Source organism: Pseudoduganella sp. UC29_106, from assembly GCF_044055365.1.
In the GTDB taxonomy this organism is placed as follows: domain Bacteria; phylum Pseudomonadota; class Gammaproteobacteria; order Burkholderiales; family Burkholderiaceae_D; genus Rugamonas.
Window position 1 is genome coordinate 2,414,116 of the sequence record NZ_CP171977.1, and the last position, 14,937, is coordinate 2,429,052.

At 63.9% G+C, this 14,937-nt stretch carries 8 protein-coding genes and 3 pseudogenes; 10 read left to right on the forward strand and 1 reads right to left on the reverse strand.

The genetic code is table 11. The features are described 5' to 3' along the window. Positions 1–5 precede the first annotated feature (5 nt). The 10 genes and pseudogenes from ACHMW6_RS12545 (at position 6) to ACHMW6_RS12590 (ending at position 14,082) form a co-directional block, all read left to right on the forward strand. Positions 6–1,695 (forward strand): annotated as a pseudogene (locus ACHMW6_RS12545) (DUF1302 domain-containing protein). Between the two features lie 2 nt (positions 1,696–1,697). Next, a pseudogene (locus tag ACHMW6_RS12550) lies at positions 1,698–4,074 on the forward strand (RND family transporter). 118 nt (positions 4,075–4,192) lie between these two features. Then, positions 4,193–5,035: a YCF48-related protein gene (locus ACHMW6_RS12555; RefSeq protein ID WP_395407413.1), complete on the forward strand. Its 843-nt coding sequence runs from the start codon at positions 4,193–4,195 to the stop codon at positions 5,033–5,035. A gap of 2 nt (positions 5,036–5,037) precedes the next feature. Continuing rightward, positions 5,038–6,540, forward strand: a complete 1,503-nt coding sequence (locus tag ACHMW6_RS12560; protein WP_395407414.1) for a flavin monoamine oxidase family protein — start codon at positions 5,038–5,040, stop codon at positions 6,538–6,540. A gap of 16 nt (positions 6,541–6,556) precedes the next feature. Beyond that, a complete protein-coding gene (locus ACHMW6_RS12565) occupies positions 6,557–8,053 on the forward strand; it encodes a flavin monoamine oxidase family protein (protein WP_395407415.1) in 1,497 nt (498 codons plus the stop codon). Between the two features lie 47 nt (positions 8,054–8,100). Further along, positions 8,101–8,733: a c-type cytochrome gene (locus ACHMW6_RS12570; RefSeq protein ID WP_395407416.1), complete on the forward strand. Its 633-nt coding sequence runs from the start codon at positions 8,101–8,103 to the stop codon at positions 8,731–8,733. Between the two features lie 76 nt (positions 8,734–8,809). Then, positions 8,810–9,939: pseudogene (locus ACHMW6_RS12575) on the forward strand (saccharopine dehydrogenase family protein). A 13-nt stretch (positions 9,940–9,952) separates the two neighbouring features. Next, on the forward strand, positions 9,953–11,506 hold the full coding sequence (locus ACHMW6_RS12580; RefSeq protein WP_395407417.1) for a class I adenylate-forming enzyme family protein: 1,554 nt from the start codon (positions 9,953–9,955) through the stop codon (positions 11,504–11,506). Positions 11,507–11,515: 9 nt separating this feature from the next. Then, complete coding sequence (locus ACHMW6_RS12585) at positions 11,516–12,757, forward strand: thiolase family protein (RefSeq protein WP_395407418.1); 1,242 nt, start codon at positions 11,516–11,518, stop codon at positions 12,755–12,757. Positions 12,758–12,759: 2 nt separating this feature from the next. Beyond that, a complete protein-coding gene (locus ACHMW6_RS12590; RefSeq protein WP_395407419.1) occupies positions 12,760–14,082 on the forward strand; it encodes an NAD(P)/FAD-dependent oxidoreductase in 1,323 nt (440 codons plus the stop codon). Positions 14,083–14,158: 76 nt separating this feature from the next. Here ACHMW6_RS12590 and ACHMW6_RS12595 read toward each other — a convergent pair whose 3' ends face one another. Next, positions 14,159–14,881 (reverse strand): hypothetical protein, encoded by a 723-nt coding sequence (locus ACHMW6_RS12595; RefSeq protein WP_395407420.1) that lies wholly within the window; start codon positions 14,879–14,881, stop codon positions 14,159–14,161. Positions 14,882–14,937: the final 56 nt, after the last annotated feature.

Sequence of the window (14,937 nt, forward strand, 5' to 3'; positions counted from 1 at the left end):
CTGCAATGGGAAATGGGCCGGCCAAGGCCGCCCAATGGTCGCTGGAAAACGGCTGGATTGTGAATTTCGATTCCACGGCATCGTTCGGCGTAGCCGTGCGTACGTCGAAACCGAAGTGCGGCTTGATCGGCAATGATAATGGCGGTTGTGTGGGTGACGCAGCGACGCCGCTGCAAACGAGCAATCCGTCGGCGTTCTTCATGAACCTGGACACCCTGCGTCTGAACCAGGATGACGGCAACCTGAATTTCAGGCGCGGGCAGGTGGCGTCGGCCAATCTGCAATATACGGCGGATCTGTTCGTGCGCGCCAGCGATGGCTGGAGCGGCCTGCTGCGCGGCGTGGTCAACACGGACTTCAGGGCTGGCCATACGCGCACGCCGCTCGATCCGGTCGCGAAGGATTTCGCGGACGGCAATCCGCGCTGGCTTGACGCCTACATCAACAAGAAATTCGATATCGCCGGCAAGGAAGCGCGCATCCGCGTCGGCAACCAGGTGCTGAGCTGGGGCGAAAACCTGTTCATCACCGGCGGCATCAATTCGATCAATCCCCTGTACCTGCCGGCTGCGCACCAGCCAGGCACGCCGCTCAAGACCCTGTTCATTCCTTCGCCCATGGTGTCGGCCAGTTTCGCGCTCGCACCGGGGCTGGGTGTCGAAGGCTATTACCAGTGGAAGTGGAACAGCTTTGCCTTCGATGCGCCGGGCACTTTCTTCTCGACCAGCGATTTCCTCGGCAGGGGCGGGCGTGGCCTGTATCTGCCGGCCTCTCTCATGCAAATGATTGGCGCCCCGGCCGACATGAACCTCATCCCGCGCGGGGCCGACCGCATGCCGAAAAACGGCCAGGGCGGCGCCGCCCTGCGCTACCAGTTCCCCGACAGCGGCAATGAGTTGGGCATTTACTACTATCGCTACAACGACAAGGTGCCCTTCGTGAGCTACCAGGTGACTGGTGCGGCGAGCAATCCATTTGGCTGGGAGGCGGCGCTCGATTACGGCAGGAACCGCCAGCTGTTCGGCGTGTCGTATAACTTCCAGGCAGGGGAGTGGGCCATCGGCACCGAGCTGTCCTACCGCCCAAGGGACGGTGTGGCGATCGACCCGAGCGCCGTCATCGATCCCGCCAACCGCCATTACTGCAATGCGCTGGCCGATTTCACGGTTGCGCCGCTGGGCCACCGCTGCCAGGGCTGGGTCGACACCCCAACACTACCAGTGGCATCTGACCGGCATCCACATCCTGTCGCCATCGGGTTCGCTGGGTGGCCTGCTGCATGCGCTGGGCGCCAGCGAGGGGACCATCACCGCTGAAACGGCTGTCGCCTATTACCCGAAGCTGAAGTTCGGCCAGGACATTCCTTATGCCGCGACAGCCGACTACAGGCTGCCGACGAAAGCTTCATGGGGCATGGTGGTCGCGGCCGGGCTGACCTATCCCAATATCTTCGGCACGCGGGCCTCACTGTCGCCGGATATCGCGGTGTCGCAGGGCTTGTCCGGTATTTCGGCGACGGCGACGCCGGGCTTCGTCAAAGGCGCGGGCGCTGTGGTCCTTGGCGCAACCCTCGACTTCAAGACCAAGCCTGAAACGAAGCTGCGCGTCGACATTACGCAGAACTGGGGCGGTGGTGCGAGCAACCTGCTGCGCGACCGCAATTTCATGTCCGTCAGCCTTAGTTCCTCGTTCTGATCATGCTCAATCTGATTTCACGCCTGGAAAAGGCGCTGTTCGGGCAGCGCGGCAAATTCCTGCTGGCGCTGGCGGTATTTACTGCGCTGATGGGAATGCTGGCGACCAGGCTCCATCTCGAGGCAGGCTTCGAGAAGCAGATGCCGCAAGGCCACGAGTACATCCAGACTTTCGACAAGTACCGTGACCAGCTCTTTGGTGCAAACCGGCTGACCATCGCCGTCCATGCGCGGCAGGGCGATATCTGGAATGCGCAGGCCCTGGCTCAGGTGCTCCGCGTTACCGAAGCGCTTACCTATCTGCCCGGCGTTGACCGCACCAGCGTCACTTCGCTGTGGACGCCCAATGTCTTCTTCACTGAAATCACGGAAGATGGCTTCCAGGCCGAACCCGTGGCGGGCGGCGATATCGTGCCGGCGAAACTGTCGGCCGACGTCATCGCGAAAATGCGCCAGCGCGCCACGGCCGGCGGCCATATCGGCACGCTGGTGGCGCGCGACCAGACCAGCGCGCTGATTACGGCCGGGCTGGTGGACATCGATCCGCGCACAGGGAAAAAACTCGACTACATCGAGTTCAACCGCCTGCTCGAAGACAAGATCCGCCGCCAGTTCGAGAACGCAAAGGTGGAGATCGAGATCATCGGATTCGCCAAGCAGATCGGCGATATCGCCGACCGCTCGGACGAGGTGACGCGCTTCTTTGCCATTGCCTTCCTGCTGACGGCGGGCGCGGTCTACTGGTACTGCCGTTCGATTCGCCTGACCCTGCTGCCGCTGGCATGTTCTCTGACGTCGCTGGTATGGCAATTCGGCACGCTGCACCTGCTTGGCTTCGGGCTCGATCCGCTCGCAATCCTGGTGCCCTTCCTGGTGTTCGCAATCGGCGTGTCGCACGGCATCCAGCAGATCAACTTCATCGTCCGCGAAGTGGCGCAGGGCACGGATTCCGTGGTGGCGGCGCGGCGCAGCTTCACCCGGCTTGCTGATTCCCGGCACGCTGGCATTGATTACGGCGTTCGTGAGCTTCGTTACCCTGACGCTGATCCCGATTCCCATGATCCGGGAGCTGGCCATTACGGCGGCAATTGGGGTGGGCTACAAGATCCTCACCAATCTGATGATGCTGCCGGTCGCGGCTTCGTACTTCCACTTCACCCCGGAGTTTGCAAGGAAAGCGCTGGCGCGCCGCGAGCGCCACGGCGCCTGGCTGGGCGTGCTGGCGCGCATCGCGCAGCCGCGCAATGCCCTGCTGGTCACGCTGGCAGGCGCACTGCTGTTCGGCCTCGCATTCTTGCAAAGCCAGGGCCGCCATGTCGGCAGCCTGCAGGGCGGGGCGCCGGAACTGCGCGCCGATTCGCGCTACAACCAGGATGCCGCCGCGATTGTCGACCGTTTCGACGTAGGGCTGGACTGGCTCACCGTGGTTTTCGAAGCCACGCCGCAGCATCCCGGAGGAGTGTGCTCGCGGGCAGACCAACTACTGTTCGTGGACGATTTCGAATGGCAGATGCGTAGCGTGCCGGGCGTGGTATCCACCGATTCGCTGGCCGGCCAGCTCAAGCTCTATAACGCCGGTCTGAACGAAGGCAATCCGAAGATGGCTACGGTCACGCGTGACCCGCACGGCTTGGGTTCACAATTCCAGGGCGTGAACAACCGGATCGCCGGCCTGTCGTCCAATGACTGCCGCGTGCAGGGCGTGAACCTCTACCTGCCGGACCATCGCGCTACCACCATCAAGAGCGTGGTTGCGGCAGTCAAGGACTTCCGCGCATCCAACCATCTCGACGGCGTGGCCGTGCGCCTTGCCAGCGGCAACGCTGGCGTGCAGGCAGCCACCAATGAGGTGCTGGAGGCCAGCGAGGCGCCGATGATGGCGTATGTGTATGCCGCCATCCTGATCCTGGTCTTCCTCGCCTACCGCGACTGGCGTGCCATGGCGGCCTGCTGCCTGCCGCTGACGGTGGCGACCTGGATCGGCTACTGGTTCATGAAGGAGCTGGAGATTGGCCTGACCGTAGCGACCTTGCCGGTGATGGTGCTGGCTGTCGGCATCGGCGTCGACTACGCGTTCTACATCTACAACCGCCTGCAGGTACAGCTGTCGCATGGCCTGGCCTTTACGCAGGCACTGGAGCGGGCGCTGAAGGAAACCGGACTGGCAACGGTGTTCACCGCAATCACGCTGGCCATCGGCGTGGCCACCTGGACCTTCTCAAGCCTGAAGTTCCAGGCCGACATGGGTGCGCTGCTGACGTTCATGTTCCTGGTGAATATGGTCACGGCGATCACGCTGCTGCCGGCATTCGCTGCGGCGCTTGAGTGGCTCATTCCGCGCCGTGGTCCGGTGCGCATGCCCGCCATTTTGCAACACTGAAGGAGCCGCAATGCGCTTACCTAAAATTCTCTCTGCTTTTCTGCTTGTCGCCTGCGGGGCGACAGCAGCCGGAACGCCGCCTGCACCGCACTGGCCAACCATTGCGCTCGCCACTCGCATGGCCACTACGGAGGGCGTCCCCCTGCTCGCTGCAGCGCGCGCCGGCAATCGTGTGGTGGCCGTCGGCGATCACGGCGCCGTGCTGCTGTCCGACGATGGCGCCACTTTCCGGCAGGCGAAATCGGTGCCGGCGCGTTCGACGCTGACTTCCGTGATCTTCGTCGACGGGCAGCAGGGTTATGCGGCGGGCCACGATGGCGTGGTGCTCGGCACCCTCGACGGCGGTGAAACCTGGACGCTGCTGCGCGCCGCAGCGGGCCGCGAGCAGCCGATCCTGTCGCTGCATTTCGACAGCCTGGCGCATGGCATCGCGATCGGCCTGTACGGCTGGGCCATCGAAACGCGGGATGGCGGCCACACCTGGAGTGAGCTTCGTATCGCCAATGGCGACGATGCCGACCGCCATTTGCTACACATCTTCGCATCCGGCGCCGGGACGCTGTTCATTGCAGGCGAGGCCGGCGCCATCTTCCGCTCGTCCGACGGTGGCAAGTCCTGGCAGCCGCTGTCGACCGGGAACAAGGGCTCGCTGTGGTACGGACGCGCACTTGCCGACGGCACGCTGCTGGTGTGCGGCATGCGCGGCCACCTTTATCGCAGCAGCGACGATGGCCAGACCTGGCAGGCCGTCCAGTCGCACACCACCCAGTCCCTGACCGGTATCGCGGAGCAGGCCGATGGCAGCGTTGTCGTCGTCGGCATGGCTGGCACGGTATTGCGCAGCACCGATAGCGGCCGTTCCTTCACGCTCTCCGAACGTCCCGGGCGCGAGCCGCTGACAGCGGTGCTCGGAGGCGAAGCCAAGCCGCTGCTGCTGTCGATGGCAGGACAAGTGAGGTAGAAATGGAAAGCAACAAAGAAGAGAATGGCGTGCGCCTGGCGCGCAACCGCCGCGGCTTCCTGGGCCTGGCCGCCACCGCAACTGCCGCGATGGCAGGCGTGGCGGCAGCGCAAGGAACCCGGGGTGCGGCCGGTTTCGCCAAGGCGGGGGCCGCCGGCGGTGTGCTCGATGTCGCCATTATCGGCGCCGGCCTGGCCGGCCTGACGGCTGCACGGGACTTGCAGCGCGCGGGCTGCGAATCATTTGTCGTGCTGGAAGCGCGTGACCGCGTGGGCGGCCGTACGCTGAACCATGATCTCGGCAACGGCTATTTCTCGGAAGCGGGCGGCCAGTGGATCGGGCCTGGCCAGACCGCGATCCTGGACCTGTGCCGCGAACTTAACGTCGGCACGTTCCCGACCTGGTGGCAGGGCAAGACCACAATGCTGGCGGGTGGCGCACGCGCCACTGCGGAAAGCGACGGCGGTTTCGGCACCGATGCGAAGCTGCGGCACGAACTGGAGGAGCTGGCGAAACTGGTCCCGTGCGGCGCGCCGTGGAAATCGCCGCGTGCGGCCGAATTCGATGCGATGTCCTTCGGCGACTGGCTCGCCAGGAAGAAGCTGTCGCCGGAGGACCAGTTCAGCTGGACGCTCGGCGCGACCCTGACCACGGGCGCCACACCGGGAAAAATCTCGCTGCTGCATTATCTCGGCCTGATCAACTCTGCCGGCTGCAATTACGAGCGGCTGGAAGCCATCAAGGGCGGTGCGCAGGAAACGCGCATTGCCGGCGGTGCGCAGGTCCTTTCGACCAGGATGGCTGAAGGGCTGGCCGGCAAGGTGCGCCTGTCGTCTCCCGTGCTGCGTATCGAAAACTGGAAGAGCGGACCGGCCGCCATTCACACGCCGGGTGGCGTGATCCGCGCGCGCAGCGTGATCGTCGCATTGTCGCCGGCGCTGTGCCACCAGATTGCCTTTGACCCTCCGCTGCCGGAGCGCCGCCGTGAAATGCAGCGCCGCTGGCCTGCATTCGCACCGATGCGCAAGACAGCGCACGTCTACAAGAAGGCGTTCTGGCGCGAGAAAGGCTTGAACGGCTGGGTGGTGCAGGCCAAAGGCCCCGTGTTGTGGGCTTACGACAATTCGCCGCAAGACCTGTCATTCGGCGTGATCAACGCCTTCGTCAGCAGCGCCGGCCTGCCTGCCGATCCGAAGGCAGCCAGTGTCGAACTGTCGCGCATCTATGCCGAGGCGCTGGGTGAGGAAGCCCTGCATCCGGTTGCCTGCCACGACCATGACTGGGCCAAGGCGGACCGCTGGTCGCTCACCTGCACCTCGCCCATCCCGCCCGGCTTCCTCACGCGCTTTGGCGATGTCCTGCATCCGCCGATCGGGCGCCTGATCTGGTCCGGCACGGAAACGGCGGACATCTGGGCCACGTCCATGGATGGCGCGGTGCGGTCCGGGCACAAGGCAGCCCTGCAGGCACTGCATGCGGTGGCGCCAAAGACTGAACAATCATAAGACTGAAGGAAACAAGATGGATAAGGAATCGAATCGGGACGAGGGCCAGGCCGGGCCCGTGCTGACGCGGCGGGGATTTCTTGGCGTGGCCGCCGCTGCCACGGCCGCCACTGCGGGCTTTGCGGCGGGAGCACGCGCGGCGACCCCGGGGAAGGACGCAAAGGGCGACGGTGGCGTGCTGGAAGTCGCCATCATCGGCGCCGGCCTGGCCGGACTGACCGCGGCGCGCGACCTGCAGCGCTCGGGCTGCGACTCGTTCATTGTGCTGGAAGCGCGCAACCGCGTCGGCGGACGCACGCTCAATCACGACCTGGGCAAAGGCTATTTCACGGAAGCGGGCGGCCAGTGGATCGGTCCGGGCCAGACCGCCATCGCCGACCTGGCGCGCGAACTGGGAGTCGGCACCTTCCCGAATCTTTGGCAGGGCAAGATGTCCATGGTCTCGGGCGGAGCGTGCGCCAGGATTGAATCCAAAGGTGGCTTCGACACTGATCCCCGGCTGACGCACGAACTGGAGGAAATGGCGAAGCTGGTGCCGAGCGGGGCGCCGTGGAAGTCGCCGCGCGCTGCGGAATTCGACGCCATGTCGCTGGGCGAATGGCTCGCCAAGAAGAATATTCCGCCGGAAGAGCAGATTGGCTGGGCGACGGGTATCGCGCTGTCGGGTGGGACGGCGCCCGCGCGGCTCTCGCTGCTGCACTGGCTGTCGATGATCAATTCCGCCGACAACATCTACGAGCGGCTGGAAGCGGTGAAGGAGGGTGCTCAGGAGACCCGGATTTCCGGTGGCTCCCAGATCCTCTCCATCAAGATGGCGCAGGCGCTGGGCGACAAGGTGCGCCTCAATTGGCCCGTGCTGCGCATCGAAAACTGGCAGGACGGACCGGTCGCCATTCACACGCCGAATGGGGTGATCCGGGCGCGCAATGTGATCGTGGCGCTGTCCCCGCCGCTGTGCAACCAGATTACTTTCGACCCGCCGCTTCCGCCCAGGCGCCGGGAAATGCAGCGGCGCTGGCCGAGCTTTGCGCCAGCACGCAAGACCGCGCACGTCTACAAGAAGGCGTTCTGGCGCGACAAGGGCTTGAACGGCTGGATCTTCCAGCCCAAGGGGCCTGTGCTGTGGGCTTACGACAATTCGCCGGAAGACGCGTCCTTTGGCGTGATCAATGCTTTCGTCAATGTGAGCGCCTTGCCATCCGACCCCAAGGCGGCGGAGGTGGAACTGTCGCGCATCTACGCGCAGGCCCTCGGCGACGAGGCACTTCATCCGGTCGCTTACTACGACCATGACTGGGGCAAGGCCGACCGCTGGACACTGACCTGCATTTCGCCCATGCCGCCGGGATTCCTGACGACCTACGGCGAAGCCTTGCATCCGCCAGCCGGCCGCCTGATCTGGTCGGGAACGGAAACCGCGGATATCTGGGCCGGCTATATGGATGGCGCCGTGCGCTCCGGCCACAAGGCTGCGCTGAATGCGTTGCACGCAATGAATGAAAGGAGGGCATGATGAGTGCCGAAAAAAAGCCACGCAGCCGTGGCAAAGGGATGCTTGTGATGTCGGGCTGGCTGTTGCTGGCGGCTGCAGGCGTGGCGGGCGTCGCCTATGGACCTGAACTTGTGGGCCTGTATCAGCTGGGCCGGCAGATCGAAACGATTGCGCAGGAGGACAATCTCCTGGGCGGGACCTGGCCGCGCCATAGCGATGCCTGCATGTACTGCCACGGCTTCGAAGGAAATTCCCGCTCCCAGGTCTATCCGCGTCTCGCGGGCCAGCCGGAAGCTTACCTGCGCAAGCAACTGAAGGACTTTGCCGGCGGCGAGCGCAGCGACCCAACCATGACGCCCATGGCGCTCAGCATGTCCGAGCGCGAAATGGAATCGCTGGTATCGCATTTTTCGAAGATGAAGCCTGCCCCGAACGCGACCTTCCAGGGCGACCGCGAACGCCTGGCTCGCGGCGAGGCGCTGGCCAAAGCCGGCAACTGCGTGGCCTGTCACGGCCAGCAGCTGGAAGGGCAGGGCGAATTCCCTCGCATTGCCGGGCAGGGTTACGACTACCTGCGCGATCAGCTCATGCACTTCAAGAGCGGCGTCCGGCGCGACTCAACAGGCGCGATGCAGGCTGTTACAAGCCAGCTTTCACAACAGGACATCGAGGACGTGGCGCAATACGCCGCCAGCCGGTGACCAGGTAATTCAAATCGGACCGGGTGGGCGCCGTAAAGACCCACCGCAATCAAATTAAAACTCAAGGAGATACAAAATGGCTAAGCATCCTGTTGTCGTCTACGGCGCGAGCGGTTACACCGGCATGTTGATCATGGACTGGCTGATTGACCAGGCCATCCCATTCACCGCAGTAGGGCGTAACGCCGGACGCGTGAAGGAGCTCATGGCGCAGCGCGTGGTGCGCCTGGAATCGGCTGAATACGAAATCCTCGAAGCGGAGCACGATGTCGAATCGCTGACGAAAGCCTTCCAGGGTGCGAAGGTGGTTTGCAATACTGTTGGCCCCTTCATCAATTCCGGCCTGGTCGCGGTCGAGGCCTCGCTCAAGGCGGGATGCCATTACCTGGACACCACTGGCGAGCAGGCCTACATCCGCCAGGTGCGCGACCAGTTCGGCGAGCTGTATCGCCAGGCCGGCCTGCTGGTATCGCCGTCGAATGCCTATATGTACACCTTTGCTGAAATTGCCGCCGAACTGGCGTTGGAAACGCACGGTGTCGATGCCCTGGAAACCGCGACCCTGTGCCGTGGCCCGCGTGGCGGCGCCGGCATCAGCGTAGGCTCCACCGCCACCATTTTCGAGGGCTATCGCCACGAATCCTGCTTCCTGTGGGAGAAAAAGCTGGTGCCGCACGCGGCCGATGCCTCGTTCAGCGTGGTCGATCCTGCCTTCATGCAGCCGGTATTCAGCCTGCCGTGGGGCGGCACCTCGCTGCCGGTCTATTTCGAGCGCGATTCGCGCGTGCGCAGCTGCATTTCCAGCGTAGGCTTCTACGACAACAACGCCATGCAAATGGTCCATGCCCTCGGCAAGAAATGGGAAGCAGAGTACAAGAACCTGCCACGCGAGCAGCAGGACGCCGTGCTCAAACAGATCGTTGACTCCACCACGCCCGCGATGCCGCCGCGCGAACGCACCACCGTGCAGCGCACCGTCGATTTCGCCATCGGGCGCGGTAGCTGGCCTCCGTGCGCGCCACCCTGCACGGCACCACGCCATACATCTCCACTGGCGCAATCCACGCGGCCGGCGCCATCAAGCTGCTGGACAACGACGCCGCGACCGTGGGCTTTGCCTCGGGTTCAAAGGCCTTTGGCCATCGCTACCTGCTCGGCTTCCTCGAACAGCGCGGCCTGGCGCGTGCAACCATAACCCACCTGTAATCGGGGAACGAAGATGGCTATCATTGATTTCTTCGACCGTGGCTGGCGCATCAATCCCGCCGGCGTCGCCTACATCCAGGACGAGCGCAGTTACACGTTCCAGGAAACGGGCGAGCTTTCCTGCCGTATCGCCAACGCGCTGGTCGCGGCAGGCTTCGGCAAGGAGGCCAAGGGCGCTGTATGGTCCGACAACGACGTTACCGGCTGGACTTGCACGCTTGGCCTGTGGCGTGCAGGCATGACCTATATCCCGGTCAACGGCCGCAACGTCGCCGAGGAAAACCAGTACGTCCTGGACTTTTTCGACTGCGAGGTGCTCTTCTTCCAGCAGGCGTTCGCGCCCGTGCTTGAAACACTGCGTTCGCAGTTGCCCAAGGTGAAGCAGTGGGTTTGCCTGGACGGCAGCCTGCCGTGGGCGCCATCCCTGCCGCAGTGGTGCGAAGGCCAGCCGTCCACGGCGCCGGTGGTCGATATCGGCATGGAGGCGATGGCCACGCTGTCGGCCACAGGCGGCACCACCGGCAAGCCAAAGGGCGTGATGAACACGCACCGTGCTTACCAGACTTACTTCGCGCAGTTCATGATGGCTTTCCCTTACAAAGGCGACCGCCCGGTGAACCTGGCCGCGGCGCCCATGACGCATACGGCGGGCATGCTGTCGCTGCCATGCACGGCGCAGGGAGGAACAGTGGTGGTCGTCGCCAAACCCGATCCGGCATCGGTGCTGGGGGCGATCGCGAAGCATGGGGTGACCGAACTGTTCCTGCCGCCTACCGTGATTTACCGCCTGCTGGACATTCCCGGCATCGAGAAGCTGAAGTTCCCGTCGCTGAAATGCTTCCTGTATGGCGCGGCGCCAATGTCCGTCGAAAAGCTCAAGCGCGCCATCGAGGTATTCGGCCCCGTGATGGCCGGCGGCTATGGCCAGACGGAAGCGCCGGCGTCGATTTCCTACCTGCCGCCGGAAGCTCACATGGTGGACGGCAAGCCCGCGCCGGATCAGCGGCTTGCCTCCGTTGGCCGGCCCAATCCGCTGATCCGGGTGGAAATCATGAACGAGCGCAATGAGATCCTGCCGGTAGGCGGCAGCGGCGAAATCTGCGTGCGCGGCGACCTGGTAATGAAGGGCTATTACAAGGCGCCGGACAAGACCGCCGAGACCATCATCGACGGCTGGCTGCATACCGGCGACATCGGTCATCTGGATGCCGAGGGCTACCTGCACATCACGGACCGCAAGAAGGACATGATTATCTCCGGTGGTTTCAACGTCTACCCAAGCGAGATCGAACAGGTGATCTGGGCGCATCCGGCCGTGCGGGATTGCGCGGTCATCGGCGTGCCTGACGAGAAGTGGGGCGAGGCCGTGAAGGCGGTCGTCGAGCTGAACGCCGGCCACGGCGTGGACGCTGACGAACTGATTGGCTTGTGCAAGCAGAAGCTCGGGTCGATCAAGGCGCCCAAGAGCATTGACTTCGTGACCGCGCTGCCGCGCAGCCCCGTGGGCAAGGTGCTCAAGAAGGACTTGCGCGAGCAGTATTGGCAAGGTGTCGAACGCAGGATCTGAGAGGTAAGCATGAGCAATATCTATATCGCTGGCATCGCCATGACGGTTTTCGGCCGCCACTCGATGCGCAGTGTCGAGAGCCTGGCGGATGAGGCGCTACGCGGCGCCTTGGTTGATGCGGGCTGCAATGCAGGTGATATCGGGGCCGCGTACTACTCCGGCATCACGAATGGGGCTTTGCAGGGACAGCTGTCGATTCCCGGCCAGGTGGTGTTCAGCAAGATCGGCATCGAAGGCATACCCGTGTTCAACGTGGAAAATGCCTGCGCTTCCGGCAGCAGCGCCGTACACCTGGCGGTGCAAAGCCTGAAAGCTGGCGCCTGCGACGTTGCGCTGGCCCTGGGGGCGGAAAAGATGGTTGTCCCCGACAAGGCCCGCTCCTTCGCGCTGTTCGAGGCGGGATGGGACGTTTCGCGCGTCGAGGAAAACTTCGCGACGCTGGCCGCGCTGGGCGAAGGCATCGAGCCGCCGCCCGGATCGGAATCGGACAAGCCCTACAGCCGTTTCATGAAGATTTACGCTGCGCTGTGCCGGTATCACATGGCGACATACGGCACGACGCAGCGGCAGATTGCGGCTGTCTCGGCCAAGAACCACCAGCATTCGGTGCACAACCCGTATGCGCAATTCCGCCAGTCCTTCACGATCGATGAAGTGCTGGCCGCAGCGCCGATCTCCTACCCGATCACATTGCCCATGTGCGCGCCGCTGTCGGATGGTGCGGCCGCGGCGATCCTCTGCACCGAGGAAGGCTTGCGCCGTATCGGCGCCGACCGCAAGCGCTGCATCCGCGTGGCGGCCAGTGTGATCCGGAGTTTCACACACCGGCGCCTGGACGAGCCGGAAAAGAATATCGGCCGTCTCGCGGCACTGCAGGCATACGAGTTAGCCGGGCTCGGGCCGCAGGACATGGACGTCGCCGAAGTCCACGACGCATCGGCGATGGGTGAAATCATCCAGGCCGAGAACCTGGGGCTGGTGAAGCTGGGTGAGGGCGGCCCGGCGGCGGAGCGCGGCGAATTCACACTGGGCGGCCGCATCCCGATCAACACTTCCGGCGGACTGGAGTCGAAAGGTCACCCCCTGGGCGCAACCGGCATCGGGCAGTTGTACGAACTGGTGACGCAATTGCGCGGCGAAGCGGGCAAGCGCCAGGTCGAAGGCGCGCGCCACGCCATCCAGGAAAACGGCGGAGGCCTTCTGGGGCTGGAAGAAGCGGCCCTCGCCATCCACATTCTGAGCAAGGATTGATCATGACGCAGCAAAATCCCTATCGCCCCATCGGAGGCTGGGTCGAGCAGCCGGCGGATCTGCAAGCACCGCTGGATGCACATGTCAGTGCCGACGCCGTGGTCGTAGGGGCAGGCTTTGCCGGCCTGTCGACCGCACTGGAGCTCAGCGCGCGCGGAGCGAAGGTAGCCGTGATCGAACGCGATTTCGCCGGCTTCGGGGCAAGTGGACGCAATGCCGGCTATCTCGCCGGCAGCATGGGGATCGAGTTTGACCTGTTCCTCAAGCGTATTGGCCACGAGCGCGCCCGGCGGATCGTTGAATTCTACGACGAGGGCGTGACCTATGTGGAAGGCAAGTTGCGCGAATACGGCATCGATTGCGACTACGTCAATTCAGGCATCATCCGCGCCGGCGTCCATCAGTCGCAGGAGCGCAAGCTGCGCAAAGCTGCCAAAACGGGCCTGGAGCTAGGAAGCCACACCGAGTTCCTGGATTCGTCGACAATGCGCGCACGCGGCATTCCGCCGGCATTCCTGTTCGGCTGCTATACCGCGCTTGGCGGCACGCTCGATCCCGGCAAGTATGTGATGGGCCTGCGGCGCGCGGCATTGCAGGCCGGCGTGAAGTTATACGAGAACTCGGCCCTGCATTCCTACAGCGAGGGCAAGACGGTGAAGGCGCAAACCGCGCGCGGCAGCGTCAGTGCGCCTTTCCTGGTGCTCGCCACAAATGCCTATACGCCGCAGCTTGGACTGTTGAAGGATAAAGTGGCTCCAATGCGTGTATCGGCAATCGAGACGGAGCCGCTGAGCGCTGCACAACTGGCGGAACTGGGCTGGCATGGCCGCGAAGGCATCGTGACGCCTCACTGGACCATGGAAAGCTATCGCCTCACCGCACGCAATACGCTGGTGACGACGACCAAGCAGCTTGACTACGTTTATGGCTCGCGCACACCGAACGTGCCCGATCACGCGGCCTATGCCGCGCTGGTGGCAGGCCTGCACGATCGCTTCCCGAACTTGCGCGGTATCGGCATGCGCGCCTGCTGGAGCGGCTACGTGAGCCTGGCCTATGACGCCTTGCCGGTCGCCGGCGCGGGCGGCGCCCACGGCAATGTGCTGTATTCGGCCGGCTGCTCGGGACACGGCGTGGGAACGCAGTCGCTGATTGGCCAGCTGCTGGCCGAGCGGATCTGTGGCAACGAGCATCCATTGCTCGAGGCTTTACGCCACAAGACCCCATCGACCTTGCCGGAGCCGCTGCAATGGTGTGCGCTGAAATCCGCGCTTGCGATTACTGGCCTGCTGGACGCGAACGTGAACCGGAAAGCACGCGGATAGACAACGGTTGTCTCCCATCCTTCGCGGATGGCTTTGGCCCGGCCGATAAGGTGACGCCGGGCCTTTTTTTAGTTCTTCACGAATTTCCGGGAAGGCCGTTCATCGTAATGCGCTTGCGGCGGCCATTTCGTCCGGCGCCACTCTTGCGCTGATTGCCGTTGCCAATCATGGCCGCCGGCGCGTCTGGCGCGTTTTGGCGTGAACCGCTTGAATATAAGGCGCTCGCGCGCGCGGCGGGCTGACGCAGGTCACGGGTGCGTTTTCCGCTATCCGCGCCGCGGGTTGTGCGACGTTCCGCAACGCGCCGCTCGCGCCGTCGCTCTTGCGACGGGCGCTCGGTTTGAGCACTGTCTCCAATCAAGCGCGCTATCGCCGCATTCCGCGCGGTACGGCAGACATCGGCAAGCAGCCATTCTTCACCGCCGGGAAAGCAGAGCCAGACGGCCTTCCACGCATTGCGGTTACCGCTGCCATGAAGGTTGGCAAAGCGCGACGGCGACATCGCATGCTCGCCATACTTGATTTCGCCGCCCTCCACGTGCGCGAAATAATTGTGACCGCCAAAGCTGGCGCGCAACCGGGTTCCATCGGGAAGAAAGACCTGCTTCCATTGGTATCCCGTCCCGGAAGCTGCCGCTGGCTGGGCCTGGGCGGCCGCTGCCGGCCGTACATAATTGCGTATGGCCTCGCAAATGAACGGCTCCAGGGATAAAGAATCCGACCAGCATTGGCCGGTGAATTCGCCCAAGGCTTCAAGTACGTCGCTGGGCACGCGGATCGGGTAATGGAGCTTAGACATGGTGGGTCTCCGAAAGTCGGTTTTTACTAAGCGGTACTACTTCCTTCTAAGGCCTG

What these genes read in the sequence shown, in the direction of transcription:
- ACHMW6_RS12580 (WP_395407417.1), top strand. Translation starts at nt 9,953, where the DNA reads ATGGCTATCATTGATTTCTTCGACCGTGGCTGGCGCATCAATCCCGCC.
- ACHMW6_RS12565 (WP_395407415.1), top strand. Translation starts at nt 6,557, where the DNA reads ATGGATAAGGAATCGAATCGGGACGAGGGCCAGGCCGGGCCCGTGCTG.
- ACHMW6_RS12585 (WP_395407418.1), top strand. Translation starts at nt 11,516, where the DNA reads ATGAGCAATATCTATATCGCTGGCATCGCCATGACGGTTTTCGGCCGC.
- ACHMW6_RS12595 (WP_395407420.1), bottom strand. Translation starts at nt 14,881, where the DNA reads ATGTCTAAGCTCCATTACCCGATCCGCGTGCCCAGCGACGTACTTGAA.
- ACHMW6_RS12590 (WP_395407419.1), top strand. Translation starts at nt 12,760, where the DNA reads ATGACGCAGCAAAATCCCTATCGCCCCATCGGAGGCTGGGTCGAGCAG.
- ACHMW6_RS12560 (WP_395407414.1), top strand. Translation starts at nt 5,038, where the DNA reads ATGGAAAGCAACAAAGAAGAGAATGGCGTGCGCCTGGCGCGCAACCGC.
- ACHMW6_RS12555 (WP_395407413.1), top strand. Translation starts at nt 4,193, where the DNA reads ATGGCCACTACGGAGGGCGTCCCCCTGCTCGCTGCAGCGCGCGCCGGC.
- ACHMW6_RS12570 (WP_395407416.1), top strand. Translation starts at nt 8,101, where the DNA reads ATGTCGGGCTGGCTGTTGCTGGCGGCTGCAGGCGTGGCGGGCGTCGCC.